General features: G+C 69.8%; 12 protein-coding genes. 5 read left to right on the forward strand and 7 right to left on the reverse strand.

Going from position 1 to position 14,097, the window contains the following annotated elements; genetic code table 11:
* Positions 1-142: 142 nt before the first annotated feature.
* Complete coding sequence (locus ACFVH5_RS00260) at positions 143-373, reverse strand: hypothetical protein (protein WP_385830795.1); 231 nt, start codon at positions 371-373, stop codon at positions 143-145.
* A 541-nt stretch (positions 374-914) separates the two neighbouring features.
* On the opposite strand from ACFVH5_RS00260, the gene ACFVH5_RS00265 reads away from it, so the two are divergent.
* Positions 915-3,767 (forward strand): BTAD domain-containing putative transcriptional regulator, encoded by a 2,853-nt coding sequence (locus ACFVH5_RS00265; protein WP_385830796.1) that lies wholly within the window; start codon positions 915-917, stop codon positions 3,765-3,767.
* Positions 3,768-4,044: 277 nt separating this feature from the next.
* On the forward strand, positions 4,045-5,193 hold the full coding sequence (locus ACFVH5_RS00270; RefSeq protein WP_385830798.1) for a DUF418 domain-containing protein: 1,149 nt from the start codon (positions 4,045-4,047) through the stop codon (positions 5,191-5,193).
* On the opposite strand, the gene ACFVH5_RS00275 is transcribed toward ACFVH5_RS00270, so the two are convergent.
* Both ACFVH5_RS00275 and ACFVH5_RS00280 read right to left on the reverse strand, forming a co-directional pair.
* On the reverse strand, positions 5,138-5,710 hold the full coding sequence (locus tag ACFVH5_RS00275) for a sigma-70 family RNA polymerase sigma factor (RefSeq protein WP_385830799.1): 573 nt from the start codon (positions 5,708-5,710) through the stop codon (positions 5,138-5,140). The genes ACFVH5_RS00270 and ACFVH5_RS00275 overlap by 56 nt on opposite strands.
* Before the next feature lie 121 nt (positions 5,711-5,831).
* Positions 5,832-7,037 carry a peptidoglycan recognition family protein gene (locus ACFVH5_RS00280; RefSeq protein WP_385830800.1) on the reverse strand — a complete coding sequence of 402 codons (1,206 nt, stop codon included), beginning with the start codon at positions 7,035-7,037 and terminating at the stop codon, positions 5,832-5,834.
* Positions 7,038-7,333: 296 nt separating this feature from the next.
* Between ACFVH5_RS00280 and ACFVH5_RS00285 the strand changes: the two genes are divergently transcribed.
* From ACFVH5_RS00285 to ACFVH5_RS00295, 3 genes are all read left to right on the forward strand, one after another.
* Positions 7,334-7,894, forward strand: coding sequence for a sigma-70 family RNA polymerase sigma factor (locus ACFVH5_RS00285; RefSeq protein ID WP_385830802.1), 561 nt, complete (start codon positions 7,334-7,336; stop codon positions 7,892-7,894).
* Positions 7,891-8,601 (forward strand): anti-sigma factor, encoded by a 711-nt coding sequence (locus tag ACFVH5_RS00290; RefSeq protein WP_385830803.1) that lies wholly within the window; start codon positions 7,891-7,893, stop codon positions 8,599-8,601. The genes ACFVH5_RS00285 and ACFVH5_RS00290 overlap by 4 nt, the downstream gene beginning before the upstream one ends.
* Before the next feature lie 589 nt (positions 8,602-9,190).
* Positions 9,191-9,409: a hypothetical protein gene (locus ACFVH5_RS00295; RefSeq protein ID WP_385830805.1), complete on the forward strand. Its 219-nt coding sequence runs from the start codon at positions 9,191-9,193 to the stop codon at positions 9,407-9,409.
* A gap of 188 nt (positions 9,410-9,597) precedes the next feature.
* On the opposite strand, the gene ACFVH5_RS00300 is transcribed toward ACFVH5_RS00295, so the two are convergent.
* The 4 genes from ACFVH5_RS00300 to ACFVH5_RS00315 form a co-directional block, all read right to left on the reverse strand.
* The gene (locus ACFVH5_RS00300) at positions 9,598-10,290 is read right to left on the reverse strand and encodes a hypothetical protein (RefSeq protein WP_385830806.1); all 693 of its coding nucleotides are present in this window, start codon (positions 10,288-10,290) and stop codon (positions 9,598-9,600) included.
* 347 nt (positions 10,291-10,637) lie between these two features.
* A complete protein-coding gene (locus tag ACFVH5_RS00305; protein ID WP_385830807.1) occupies positions 10,638-11,666 on the reverse strand; it encodes a trypsin-like serine peptidase in 1,029 nt (342 codons plus the stop codon).
* Between the two features lie 268 nt (positions 11,667-11,934).
* Positions 11,935-12,816 carry a hypothetical protein gene (locus ACFVH5_RS00310; RefSeq protein ID WP_385830809.1) on the reverse strand — a complete coding sequence of 294 codons (882 nt, stop codon included), beginning with the start codon at positions 12,814-12,816 and terminating at the stop codon, positions 11,935-11,937.
* A gap of 243 nt (positions 12,817-13,059) precedes the next feature.
* Positions 13,060-14,085 (reverse strand): M23 family metallopeptidase, encoded by a 1,026-nt coding sequence (locus ACFVH5_RS00315; RefSeq protein WP_385830811.1) that lies wholly within the window; start codon positions 14,083-14,085, stop codon positions 13,060-13,062.
* Between the last annotated feature and the right edge of the window lie 12 nt (positions 14,086-14,097).

Genomic DNA, 14,097 nt, shown 5'->3' on the forward strand with positions numbered 1-14,097 from the left:
GGCTCTAGCAAAAATGGGTTGATCATGTGACTGTCGGCTTGATCGCTCGTTGATGAGGACATGGGGAAGCGTCAGTCGCGGCAGTGAGCCTTTTCGGCGACCCTCTGAAAGGTCGCCGAAAAGACTCCTCACATCCGCTGGGTCAGCGCTTCTGACCCGAAGAAGCGGCGGGGTGGTGAGCGGTACCGTACACGTACTGGTTCACCATCTGTTTGGTCCGCAGGTCTGCGGACTGCTGGAACTGCGTATTGTCCGCCACCCTCTTCGTGGCCGCTTGGCTGGCCTTGTACGCGGCTTCCAGCAGCGCGTCGTGCTTCGCGTCGCTTGCGCGGAACTGAGCCGCCAGGGCGTCGTCCGATGAGTTTCCGCTCATTTTCCGTCCTCCACTGTTCAAGTTCTCATGCTTTCGAATGTAGCTACGCCGGAGGCGAGTGAAGGGTTCAATCGGAATCCTGCCTGGAATTTTTGAACCGCCGGCACGCTCATGACGTACTGGAGGCCGCTTGGCTCGGCCGACGCGGGACACGGTTCCTCGACGTCCCTCCGGTCGACCGCCTTGTCGGCAGTGAAAAGCTTTCCACCAAGGAAGTTCGGCTTCGTACTCCAGCCGTGGTTCTCCACATGTCAGGGAACACGGATCTACGACTGGGCCGCGGCCGGGCTGCCCGTCGTGGAGATCGCCCTACCTCCTCGCCTACGCCCCGACCGACCTCGACGTCACCGAGCCGAAAAGGCTCAAAAGGCTCTGTGGGCAGGGTAAATGGAGCACCACGACTGGGCTACTAGAGTTCGGTGTCCCGGCGCAGCGCACTCCGTACGAGCCTCGCCCCGCGGCAGTCGGAGCTTGCCGTGCGGACTCGTGTCAGACCCTGACCGCCGTGCTGCGGGCCGCGTAACACCGAGGAGGAGACCGGTTGGACAGCGAGCTGCGGTTCAGTGTGCTGGGTCCTGTCAGAGGCTGGCGCGGAGCCGAGGAGGCCGAACTCGGCACGCCTCAGCAGCGGGCGGTCCTCGCTGCGCTGCTCCTCGCCGAAGGCGCGCAGGTCGGTGCGGCCGAACTCACCGAGGCGGTATGGGGAGCCGGGCCGCCCGCTTCCTCGGCCGGCGTCCTGCGGACCTACATCCACCGGCTGCGCAAGGCCGTCGAACCCGAAGACGCCACCATCGGGTCCGTGATCCGCTCCGTCGGCGATGGTTACCAACTGCCCACCTCGGCGGCCCGGACGGATCTCGGCGCGTTCCGCGACCTGCTCGCCGGCGCCGAACGGGCGCGGCAGGCAGGCGATCCGGCGAGCGTGTCACAGCAACTGCACGACGCGCTCCGGCTGTGGCGGGGGACCGCGCTGGCCGGGATCCGCGGTGAGTACGCGCGGATCCAGCGACAGCGGCTCGACGAGCTGCGGCTGTCCGCGCAGGCGCGGCGTATCACGGCCGAACTGGACCTCGGGTCCCACACCGAGGCCGTGGCCGACCTCACCGAACTGGTCGCCGAGCACCCTCTGGACGAGCGGTTCAGGGAACTGCTGATGTACGCCCTGTACCGCTCGGGCCGGCAGGCCGCCGCACTCGACAGCTACCGCGAGGCACGGCTGCTGCTGGCCGAGGAACTGGGGGTCGACCCCGGCCCGGCGCTTCAGACCATGTACCAGCGGGTCCTGCGGGCCGATCCCGGCCTGCTCACCGCGCACCAGCGGTCCGCGCCCGCCGCCTCCGGACCGCCCTCGGTCATCCCCACCCAACTGCCGCCTTCGTTACCGGTGTTCGTGGGCCGTGACGCCCAACTGGGGATGGTCCGGGAGCTGTCCACCGGAGGCACGGCGGTCGTCAGCGCGGTCGGCGGTATGGCGGGCGTCGGCAAGACCGCGTTCGCGGTGCACTGGGCGCGACAGGTGGCCCACCGCTTCCCCGACGGGCAGCTGTATCTGAACCTGCGCGGCTTCGAACCCGCCGCCCTGCCCGTCAGCCACGAGGACGCGCTGCGCACCCTGCTGGAATCCCTGGGCGCCGACCCCCGGGCGCTGCCTCAAAGCACTGAAGCACTCGCGGTCCGCTACCGCACCCTCCTCACCGGCAAGCGCGTGCTCGTGCTCCTCGACAACGCCCGTGACGCCGCACAGGTCCGGCCCCTGCTGCCCGGAGAACCTGGCTGCCTGGTCATCGTCACCAGCCGCGACCAGCTCTCCGGTCTGGTTGCCGTCGACGGCGCCGTCCCCGTCCACCTCGACGTGCTCTCCGTACCGGAGGCCCGTGCGCTGCTGGCCCGACGCCTGGGTCCGGCCCGCGTGGCGGCCGAACCGGACGCGGTCGGCGCCATCATCGACCTGTGTGCCCGCCTGCCGCTGGCGCTCGCGGTCGCCGCCGCCCGCGCGGCCATCCGGTCGGCCTTCCCGCTGAGCGCGCTGGTCGATGAACTGCGGTCCGGCGCTGGCGGGTTGGGGGCCTTCGAGAACGGTGACGCCCTGGCCGACGTCCGAACGGTGTTCTCCTGGTCGTACCACGCGCTCACCCCTGACGCGGCCCGGCTCTTCCGGCTGCTCGCCCTGCACCCCGGCCCTGACACCACCCTGTCCGCCGCCGCCGGACTGGCCGGACTCAGCCTTCCGCGTACCCGCCGGTCACTCGCCGAACTTCTCCGGGCCCACCTGCTGACCGAGACCGCGCCGGGCCGTCACGCCTCCCACGACCTGCTCCGCGCCTACGCCACCGAACTCGCCGAGGAGCGGGAACCGGCCACGGAGCTGCACGCGGCCCGTCGGCGCGTGTTCGACCACTATCTGCACACCGCCCACCAGGCTGTCGCGCTGCTCAACCCGACCCGGCGGCTCATCGAACTGGGGCCTGCGGCCGAGGGCGTACCCGTTGAGGATCTCGGCTCCGACACGGACCGCGCCAGAGCCTGGATCAACGCCGAGTTCCTGGTGCTGACCGCGGCCGTCGGGGCCACCGCCGCCCACCACTTCGACCGCCACACCTGGCAACTCGCCTGGTCCATGGCCAACCATGTGCATGAACGGGGCCGGTGGCACGACCTGCGGGCCCTGCGCCTCGCCGCACTCGACGCCGCGCGCCGACTGGACGACCGGGCCGCCGAAGCCGACGCGCTCCACGGTCTGGGTGTTGCCCTCGGTGGACTCGGGCACCTCCAGGAAGCACGGGACCGCGTCGAACAGTCCATTGAACTGTTCGCCCTGGCGGACGGGGGAAAGGACCGTCCCGAGTGCTACGTCACCCTCGCCTGGGTGGCCGATCAGCAGGAGGATCCGGAAGCTGCCCTGCACGCCTCTGGGCAGGCCCTGCTGCTCTACCAGGCCCAGGAACGCCGTGACCCGGGCGACGAGCGAGCCAGGACCGGCGTGGCCGCCGCGCTCAACGCGGTCGGCTGGAGCCTGTCCCGCCTGGGCCGCCACCGTGAGGCGCTCGGCCGGACCCGGGAGGCGCTGGACAGGTGGCTCGACCTCGGGGAGAACATCCACGTGGCGCACACCTGGAACAGCGTCGGCCACGCCCACCACCGACTCGGCGAGTACGACGCGGCCGTCACCGCATACCACCGGGCGCTGGAGTCGTACCGCGGCCACCGGAATCTTCCGTGGTTCATCGCAGGCAGCCTCAACCGTCTGGCCGACACCCACGTGAGCGCGGGTGGCCCGAGCGACGCGCGGCGTGCCTGGACCGAGGCGCTGGAGATCTACGAAGAACTCGACCACCCCGACGCCGAGTCCGTCCGCGCCGCACTGCGCCGCCTCGACGAACCGGGCCCGGGGTAGGGGAAGCCGGCCTGACGACGCTCCCGCCGCCCGGGTACCGGGGGCGGTGAGTGAACCGTGGGAGGTGCCTCAGCCGTAGGTGGTTGCCATGAGGAACACCCGGAGGCGAGCGGTCCGCCCGTCACCCCTGGCGTCGAGCGACCTCGCCGACGCCTGCCGCCCACCCGGTGACCCGCGCCCCCTGTCCCGGCCCCGAGAAAGCACCCCACCCGAGCCCCCCGGCGGCGGGCGAGTCCCGCCGCCGGGGAAGGCGCCCCGGCTTCCACAGGTCGACGTGGTGCGCGGCTTCGCCCTGCTGGGTATCTGCATGGTCAACGCGCCGGTACTCGCGGGAACCTGGAGCCTGGCGGCGGGCCCGGTCACGGCGCCGTGGGACCGGACGGTCACCTGGCTGGTCACGGCCCTGTTCACGACCAAGTTCTATCTGCTCTTCGCGTTCCTCTTCGGCTACAGCTTCGTCTTCCAGGAGGAGGCGGCGGCCCGCGACGGCGTGCCCTTCGCCCGTCGCCACGCTCGCCGCCTGCTGGGTCTGTTCCTCCTGGGCCTCGCCCATGCCGTCCTGCTCTACCCCGGCGACATCCTCATGACGTACGCCGTTCTCGGCGCGCTTCTCTACGCGCTGCGGAGGCTGGACCCACGAGCCCTGCTGTGGACGGCCGGGGTCCTGGTCGTCCTCCTCGCCGCGGTGTTCGTCGCCGTCGGCATCCTGGTGTTGAACCTCGACGACGCCGAACAGGTCCTCGACCCGGCGCTCCAGGCGCGGCAGGCCGCGGCCTACCGGGGCGGCATCGGCTCCGTGGTGCACGCCAACATCGCGGCCTACCGGCAGGCGTTCACCGGCGCGCTCCTCTACGGCCCGCACCTCCTCGCCGCCATGCTGACCGGCCTCGCCGCGGGCCGCCGCGGATGGCTGGACCCCGCGCACCGCACGGCGGGCTCCCCCGTCCGGCGGCGCCTGCTCACCGCGGGCCTCCTGATCGGCCTGCCGGGCGGCGTCCTGACGGCGATGTGCGGCAACGGTTTCTTCGGCGCCCGCTGTTACTACCTCGGTCAGGCGGTAGATGTCCTCACCGCGCCCGTGTTCAGCGCTGCCTACGCGACCGCGCTGCTGTCACTGCTGCACGGCAGGTACGGCCCGGCGATCGCCGCGGCACTCGCACCGGCCGGCCGTACGACCCTGTCGCACTACCTCCTTCAGTCCGCCGTACTGGCCTTCGTCTTCACCGGCTACGGCCTCGCCCGCTACGGCACCGTCGGCCCGACCGTTCTGGCCTGCGGCTGCACGCTGCTCTGGACCACTCAACTCGCGCTCAGCGCACACCCGTCGGTACGCAGGCGATACGGCCCCGCAGAAGCCCTGTTGCGCCGTATCACCGGTGGCCGTCCGGCGGTGCGGCGGCCGGCTCCTCGACGTGCCAACGGGTGAGGGACTTCCGAAGGGCCGAAAGGCCGTAGTGCACGCGGGACTTCAGGGTTCCCTTCGGGATGCCCAGAAGCTGGGCGGCCTCTTCCAGGGTACGGTCACGGTAATACACCTCGAACAGGGCCCGCTGGTGGGCCGGGGACAGCGTGGCGAGGGCCGCACGCACCATCATCGCCGTCAGCACGCCCTCCTCGATGCCCCTCACGCCCGCGTCGTACTCCTTCCATCTTTCGCCGTCGACCTCCTGGGGGCGCGTCCTCGCGCTTCGGTAGTTGTCCACGACGAGGTTGCGCGCGACCCGGAACATCCAGGGCCGCAGGTCGCCGTCCCCGCTGCTGCCGTGGGCGCGCCAGCAGCGCAGCAGCGTCTCCTGGACGATGTCCTCGGTCCGGACGGGATCGCCCCGCAGCAGGCGGCTCACGTAGGCGTGCAGGGCGAGGACCTGGGTGCGGTGGTCGGCCCGGCTCTCCTCGGTGTCCGGCCGACCCGATCCGTCGGACCCCATGAACGTCCAACTCATGATCACTCCTTGGGCGTCCGGACGGGACAGCGCTTCGGCGCACGACGGTGCTCCCCGCCGGCCACGCCCGTGCGGTGGTCGGCGGAGGCGGAGGGTGCTGAGGGAGGAAGGGGGGAGACGGTCAGCGGATGAGTTCGGCCGCTCGCTCGCGTACGTCCGTGAGGTCCAGGTAGGTGGCGGCCCCAGGGCATTCGGTGGACGTCCAGTCCCGGTGGCCGCCGACGGCGGGACCCTCGGTGGACTTGCCGCTGGTGGGACTGACATAGGTGACACCGGCCAGCGGGTCCAGCTCGTGCCGTGCGGCGAGGGACGCGGTCAGCCGTACGAGGGAGTCCCGCATCCGGGCCGACGGCTTCGCCTCCTCGAAGTCACCGAGCAGGGCGATGCCGATGTTCCCGGAGTTGAAGCCGAAGGTGTGGAAAGCGGTCACGACCTCGTCGTCCGCATTGTGCGCGGGTATACCGTCTGTGTCGCTGAACCGCCCCTCGTAGACAGCTCCCTGACGATCAATCAGAAAGTTGTAGCCGATGTCTCCCCAGTCGTTGGAGACGGCGTGCTGCTCGTAGATCGCGCGTACGGTGGCGGCGGGGTCGGGGTCGTCCACGGGGGTGGCGGTGTGGTGGACGGTGATGGCCTGCACCGGGGTGAAGCGGGTGGGTGACGACTGCTTCCCGTCCACGGTCAGCCGCTTCGCCTCGTCGGCACCCCAGTCCGCGCGGAGCAGCAGCCCGGGCGGCGGGAAGGCGACGTCGGACGCGGAACCGGACGGTGCGGCAGGCGTCGACGGGGTGCCCGGCGTCGTGGTGCGCCCTTTTCGCCCGAGCCGCCCGGCGTCGATCGCGATCGCCTCGACGACCTTCACCCCGGCGTCGACGTCGAGCTGATAGCCGTAACTGCCCCGCGCCGGTACGAGGGCCCGGTGCGGCGGCGCCGCCGACCTGGTGCGCAGGATGTCGGGGTCCTTGCCGCACGGGCAACCGGCTCTGACGTCCTGCCAGTCGCCCGGCCTGCCGCTCCGGTCGATCAGCCGCAGCCGCACCCCGTGCGGGGACCCGGTCCAGGTGACACCGACCGCGGTGATCGGGAAGGAGGTCCGCTTCACCCCACGCCCGGGGGAAGCCGCCTGGGACACCCGGACCCGCGGCAGCGCGCCGCCCACCGGACCCCGGTGGTCCGGGTCCGCCGCCCCGCCCGAGCCGGTCCCGCACGCTCCGAGCAGCGGGAGCGCGGCGGCGGCGGTCCCGAGGACCGCGAGGAAGCGCCGACGGGACGCGGGAGACCCGTGCTCCGCCGGGGTCCGGTGTCGGGGATACGTGTTGGTCACCATGTGCTCCGTCAGGATCGGCTGCCTTGTACCGACACCTACGGCGCGCTGCGGAAAGTGAGTTCACTCCATCGCGGCGAACCGGGAAGGGGCCGCGGCGCCGCTCCGGGCTGCCGGCCCATGGCCCCGATGACTCCCACGGATGTCCGCAGACATCTGCGAGGGACTGCCGGGCGGCACAACCCGCTGTCCACAGAGGGTGGTTGGCGAGTGATCCATGTCACCGGCGTCCGTTGAACCCCGGGGCCGAACTGCTCGATGTGTCTATCAAACCAGCGGGGAAACATGGGAGACAGTGAATGGCGATCCTGCGGCCACGGGCCACAAAAGCCACAAGTCACGAAGCGGTCATCAGGGCTCTGTACGCCGAGCACGGGAAGGCGTTGCTGGCGTACGCGACGCGCCTGACGGGGGACAGGCTGATCGCGGAGGACGTGGTCCAGGAGACGTTGATACGTGCGTGGCGTCATCCCGAGATCGTCAACGACCCGCAGGGGTCCCTGCGGGGCTGGCTGATCACGGTGACGCGCAATCTGGTGGCGGACCGCTATCGCGCGAAGGCGGCTCGTCCGACGGAGGTGGGTGAGAGCGAGGCGACGGTGCCGGTGCAGCAGGACCACGCCGAGAACGTCGTCGAGTCGGTCGTCCTGATGGAGGCGCTGGCCCAACTGAAGCCCGATCAGCGGAACGTGCTGATGGAGGTCTACTACTACGGGCGCAGCGCGGCGGAAGCGGCGGTGCGGCTGGGTATCCCGGAGGGTACGGTCAAGTCCCGTGCTCATCATGCGTTGAAGGCGTTGCGCAAGGTGTATGCGGGCAGGTCGGGCAGTGATGTTCAGTTTCGGAAGGTGGCAGTGTGACGACGCGGGAGCACTCCCATGACGGGCTTCTCGGCGCGCATGTGCTGGGCCTTCTCGATGCCGGTGAGCGGTCCGGGCTGGAGGAACAGATCGAGGCGTGCGAGGTATGCCGAGTGGAGCTGGCTGATCTGAGGGCGCTGGAGGCCGAACTCGGTGAGGTGCCGCCCGAGTTCTTCCTGGAGGGTCCGCCTGAGGACGGTGATCTGCTGCTCCGGCGGACGTTGCGCCAGGCGCGCGAGGAGGAGGCCGTCAGTCAGCGGCGCCGGGGTGTGCTGGTGGGTCTTGCCGCAGCGGTCCTCGCGGGGGCCCTGCTCGGCGCCGGGTATGTCACAGGGCAGGCGCACACCCCACCCGAGACACTCGCGTCCCGGTCCGCGGAAGGGGACGGGGAGGAAGCCTGGACGGGGTCGGCGACGGACCCGGCGACGCGGGCGACGATGAAAGTGAGCCTGACACCGGCCACGGGCTGGGTCCGGGTCGAAGCGACGGTCGGCGGCCTCCGATCCGGCGAGAAGTGCCGGCTGGTCGTCCGGTCGAAGTCGGGCGAGCGCGAGATCGCGGGCAGCTGGGTGGTGGGGCGGCCCGGTGAGGGCGCCGCGGGGGCGGGCCCGGACCTCTCCGGCTTCGCTGCCGTACCCCTGGACCAGGTGGAATCCGTGACCGTCGAGAACGGCCAGGGCGAACAGTACGTCGAAGTCGAGGCCTGACCGGGCCCCGGTCACCGACCGACGGACCCCTGCCGACCAGCCCCTCAGCCAGCCTGGCCCACGCACTCGGGCCAGGCTGCTGTCGTTTTTCCGGGCACGCGTCGTCCCGGTCCCGGGCGGCACAGAACTCCACGTGACCGGCCGCCGTATAGCCGTATGAAGGTGCTTCGTAGCCTTGTGTGCGAAAGGAAATCACATGCCGGATGCAGTCGACGGGACGTTGTTCCTGTCGGAGATCGACCATCTTCTGTGGTGCAAATTCCAGGGAGTCTGGTATCCAGGCGGGTTCGACAGGTCGCGCGTGGTCGGTCTGGTGCCCGACGCCTCGACACGGCTGCCGAGGCCCGCGATTCTGGCACTGCAGTACACGGAAAGGAACGACCAACCTCCGTCGATCACGTGGTCCGACGGGACCGAGCAGAGCCTTCGGCAGCCATGGAAACCCTTGTGGGCCGTGGCCGTGCTGGAGGATTCGCGGACGGAGTCGTGGGCGCGCGACAGATGGGCGCAGGCCAAAGCCGGTCGAGTCAGCCTCAGCAACATAGCGCCCTCCCCGCTGCCGCCGAGGAACGTACCCACAGTTCCCAATGTGCCCGTGGTCTCCCATGGGCAGCACAACGTGCAGCAGGTCAGCCAGTGCGCCACGGTGTATCCGGCGTACCCGGTGGCACACCCGGCGTCGTCCCGTCCGCCGGCGCCGAGCCACAGCCGTACGTTGTACGCGTACGCCTATCCGCACACCTATCCGTACGGCATGCCGATGGTCACCGCACCTCATGGTGTACCGGGCAGAGGAGCGCGTCCCTGACCGGCTGAGCGTCACCGACACCGGGGCCGGGCCCGCACAGGACGGATTCGTACCGTCCTGCGCGGCTCCGGCCCCGGTCGTGGCACTCCGCACCACACGGCTCAGCCCGGCACCGCCACCCTTTTCCAGGTGGCGGTGCCGGGCTCGGGAACCCACCGTGCTCCAGGCCGGCCGCGTGGGCGATCAGCTCATCGCTGCTGTTGAGACCCGCGCTGTTGCTGCTGTCGCTGCTGGGCTGCCCAGTGCGCGTTGATCTCCTCCTGGGTGGGAGGCCGCTGGGTATGCGTGGGCGCGGGAGGAAGCGCTGACGCCGGGCCGCCGTGGCCCCAGAACTGGTCCTGCTGGCCGGCGGAGTGCGCGTGCGCGCTCTCCGCGAAGTCGACTGCCGCGCCCACCATTTTCGTGAGCCTCACACGGGTCTCCTCGTGGACGCCCACGGCGGCGCTGGTAGCCGCGCTCGGTCGCGCCCCGTGCTCCGGTACCCAGTACCCCGCCCTCTCCCGTGTGGCAACTGCGCGGTGCCCCGCATCGGCTGCGGCGCGGTCGCTCTTCCTCGCGAGGTAGGCCGGAGTCAGAGCGGGATCCATGAACGCCTCATGGACGCTGTGGGATCCGCTCTCCTTCGCGGCAAACCTGATGCCCCTGATGGTCTCGCTCACGTCCCGTCCGACGGTCGGCTCTCCGTACGTGCCGTGCTGACGGAGGACGTTGTCGATGTGCTGCGCGGCCTCCCTGCGCGGCTCGCCCGGTCCGCCCGGAGCCTGTCCTCGCAGCCGGATGGTCGCGTGCACCGCCTGGGCCGCGGCCCCGAACGATCCGGGCCGAGGACCCGAAGAACTGGCCTGAGGCCGCTGAGGATCGGAATCTGATGGATGCGGCATGTGAATCGAACTCCTTCGGTGTGGAAGACCTACTGCGAAATTGAGCCGGCCGGTGGAAACGTATCGGTAAACCGTTTCCCTGTCGGTTGAGCTCCTTCACTCTCAACTACGCCGATGAACGCGCCGACAGTTCAATGGATCCGGCCCGGATTCTTGTTGAACCGGTCGTCATGTTCCTGCGTTGCTGTATTCGAAACAGCACACCTCCAGGATTTCCGGAGGGCCGTCGAACAAATCTTTTGTTTCGCTGATTCCGAGAACATTCGGGATGGGGCCCGCGGTAGGGCCGACGGAACGGCCCGCCGCTTCCCCGTGATGAGCTCGGACCTCTGGGGGTGCGGACGGACTCAACCCGCGTCCGCGTCCGCGCCGACGGTGCTCAACAGCTTCTTCGCCTCGGTGCCGAGACGGGGTCCCGCGAGCCATCGCGTACTGCTCGGGCCCACCGAAGTGTTGCTGACGAGCACCAGCGTGCCGTCGTCCCGGCCCATGAACCAACCGCCGCCTGACGCACCGCCGTTCATCGTGCAGCCGATCCGGTACAGCGTCGGGTCCTTCTCGGCGATGGACAGCCTGCCGGGCCGGTCCTGGCAGGAGAAGAGCAGATTGCCGTCGAATGGGGTCTCCGCCGGATAGCCCCAGATCTTGAGCGTGGGGATCCTGGTGATGGTCGGCGCGTCGAGCGCCACCGGGATCGCGTACCCGATCGCTTCCTCCAAGGACTCTGTGGGATCGCCCGAGCGACGGACGTGCAGGACCGCGTAGTCGTAGGCCGCGCCCGCCCCGCCGATCTCCTCGCCCTCCCGGGCCCAGCCGGTGGAGACGGACGCCCGGTCCGCCCACCAGACGCCCAGCGGCGAGATCTCGCGCGTGTCCCTGTCCGCGCTGCTCACCCCGGACAGCGCCTTGTTGTTGTACGACGGCACGAACACGATGTTCCGGTAGAAGACGCCGGTCCGGCCGGTGTGCACACAGTGGCCGGCGGTCCACACCAGGCTCGACGCGCCGGGGTCCGCGGGATCCGTCACCGCGGTCCCGGAGCAGACCCTGCGACCCCCGGGGGTGTTGAAGAACACCTTGCCCAGGACGGCCGCGTTCTCGACGTAGGGCGCCTGCTCGGGCTCCGCCGGGACGGCCTCCGGCTCCGGGTCGGACACCCGGGGGTCGATGTCGGCCTTGTCCGGCATCGCCATGTCGTAGGGGGTGGCTTCGGCCATGTCCGACGACGACCAGGTCTCCGGCTCGGTGAACTCACCGACACGGCCCGGGACCTCGGCGGGCGGACCCTGGCAGCCGGTGAGTGTGAACAGCAGGGCCGCTGTCACCCACAGCAGGACTCCCCACGGCCTTACGGCCCTGCCAACGGGCCCCTTCATCGCGTTTCCCCTCACGTGGTCGCCGTTCCTTCCTGTGCCGTCCCTGTCCCGTGCGGCTGTCCGCCGTGCGGTGTTCTTCCGTGAACCGGTCGCGCTCCCGTCGCTGCCTCCGCCTCCTGCTCCGGCCGGCCACGCCGTCTCTCGGTCCCGCTTCCCCGGCGCAACCGCGAGCGGCCATCTCTGTCGGGGAGGGAGCGCCTCGACAGAGATGGCCTGGCATGCGGTCGATGTCCGCGGCGGAGGGGGATATCAGGGATCTACCGACTGGTCACTCGGTGCTGAACTCGCCGATGAAGACGGAGCGGGTCCGGTTGTCGAAGTCCTCCGTGGCGAGGTTCGCCGAGACGCCGCGCTCCAGAAGAAGGGACTTTCCGGTGCAGTCGGGGCCGTCCCAGAGCTTGATCGGCTTGCCGGCCGACTGGTCGTCGTCCGGGCTGATCGAGGAGATGGCGCCCCCCAGGGAGGTGTTCTTGCAGCCTCGCCCGGAGACGGTGCCGACCGCGCTCTCGGAGTCGTCGGGGTCGTCGGCGAACTTGTACCGACCGTCCACGGAGCGCTCGACCAGTTCCTTCGCCCCGCTGCCGGCCGAGCCGCTTCCGCCGGTGCCGTTCTCCTCGATCTCGGGCTCGGCCGCACCGCCGCCGTCCTGGCCGGCGCGCTGACCGTCGGGGGTCACACCGAACCAGGTGCCGCCCACGCCCTGGCCGTTGGTGTCACCGGGGGCCGTGTCCTTGCTGAAGAGGTAGATCGGAGCCTTGCCGAGGGTGAGCTGGAAGCCCTTGCCCCGCTGGATGAAACCGACGTCGGACTTCTTGATGCCGTCGATGAACACCTTGCCCCCGGGCTTGACGAGGTAGGGCGGCCAGGTCTTCTCGCACTCGTCGAAGCAGTTGGACTTCGACGGCTCGTCCTTGTCGAACCGGTAGAGGACGAAACCGGCGGCGTTCGTCACCACGGGATCCAGATCGCCCGCCGAGGCAGCCGACAGCTGCACCCAGTTGCGAATGACGGGACTCGACTGCTTGGACTGCTTGGCGGGCGCCGCGTTGGCAGCGAAGTCACCCGTGCTGAGATCGGCCTTGTTCTGCTCGGCCGTACCGTCCTTGAAACTCACCTCGTCCGCCGCGATCGACGTTTCCGAATCCTTCACCGCCCCCTCGTCCCCGCCGCCGCAAGCGGTGAGGAGAAGGGCGCCGGCCATTACGGTCGCCGCGACGGTGGCCATACGAGTGCGATACATGGGAGAACCCCCGAAAGAAAGTGGTACTGAAAGTTCTGGTCTTTTCAGATCGGTTGACATCCGCAACACGGCTGCCGCGTCGGGTGGAGTTCTAAAAAGAGCCCTGCGTTACTCAACCGTGATAAATCTGGGGTGTGGTGACGGGCCGGGAGGTCAGAGCTGCACATCGTGATTCGCCAGATAGGCGACCGGGTCGATGTCCGAGCCGAAGACCGGTTCCGTGCGAACCTCGAAGTGGAGATGAGGGCCGGTCACATTGCCGGTGGCTCCGGACAGCCCGACCCTGCCCCCGGCGGACACGGTCGCCCCCTGCCGTACGTCCAGCCGGGAGAGATGGGCGTACAGGCTGTACTCGTGTTCGGCGTGCCGGATCAGCACGTAGTTGCCGTAACTCGCGTCGGTGGCCGACATGAGCACCGTCCCCGGCAGCATCGCCACCACGGGAGTACCGACCCGCACCGCCAGGTCAACCCCCGTGTGATGACCCGTGGTCCAGTTCCCTGCCTGGGCGTAGGCGGAGGTGATCACATATCCCTTGACCGGCAGGTACGCCGAGCCGGCCACCCGGCCCGACCCCGAGTTCTGGGGCTGCCCCGCACTCGGCGCCGGTTCGGGCGCATCCGAGTCCGGGTCCGCGTCGGAATCCGGCGGCTCCGCGACCGGGTCCGGGTCGCCGCCCGGCTCGGAGTCCTCGCCCTCGTCCCCCGTCAGCTCCGGCGCCAGAATCACCCCGCCGTCGGGCTGCTCGTCGGCGTCGGCGGGAGGCATGACGCTCGCGGTCGGAAACGCCGGGAAGGTGGTGACGGTCGACAGGGGCGGCGCGTCCCCTGCAGCGGTCCGTTCCCCGCCCGACAGGGCGAACGCGGCCACCGATCCGACGACGAGAAGAAAGCCGACGCCGATGATCGCCAGGGTCTTCCGGTCGAGACCGAACAGGATCGCAGGGGAATCGGAGGAACGCGCGACACCGGGAAGGGGCGGCTCAGCGCGAAAGCGTGGCTCTCTCCGGAGCCGGGGAATTCTGGTGAATCGCGGGACGCGCAGGCGGAAGCGTGATCGCTCCGGTACCCCGAAGTTCGCGTCGGCCCGGAAATCCGCGTCCGGATCGACATCCGTTTCCTTGCTCTCGTCGCGGTCGGCCAAGAGATCGGGCCGGAGCGGCTGCCTGAAATACTCCACGGGAATCTCCGG

This window comes from Streptomyces sp. NPDC127119 (assembly GCF_042677425.1).
In the GTDB taxonomy this organism is placed as follows: Bacteria; Actinomycetota; Actinomycetes; order Streptomycetales; family Streptomycetaceae; genus Streptomyces.

Coding starts and splice junctions, on each gene's coding strand:
- ACFVH5_RS00300 (WP_385830806.1), bottom strand. CDS start 10,290: ATGCCGCATCCATCAGATTCCGATCCTCAGCGGCCTCAGGCCAGTTCT.
- ACFVH5_RS00260 (WP_385830795.1), bottom strand. CDS start 373: ATGAGCGGAAACTCATCGGACGACGCCCTGGCGGCTCAGTTCCGCGCA.
- ACFVH5_RS00285 (WP_385830802.1), top strand. CDS start 7,334: ATGGCGATCCTGCGGCCACGGGCCACAAAAGCCACAAGTCACGAAGCG.
- ACFVH5_RS00275 (WP_385830799.1), bottom strand. CDS start 5,710: ATGAGTTGGACGTTCATGGGGTCCGACGGATCGGGTCGGCCGGACACC.
- ACFVH5_RS00305 (WP_385830807.1), bottom strand. CDS start 11,666: ATGAAGGGGCCCGTTGGCAGGGCCGTAAGGCCGTGGGGAGTCCTGCTG.
- ACFVH5_RS00280 (WP_385830800.1), bottom strand. CDS start 7,037: ATGGTGACCAACACGTATCCCCGACACCGGACCCCGGCGGAGCACGGG.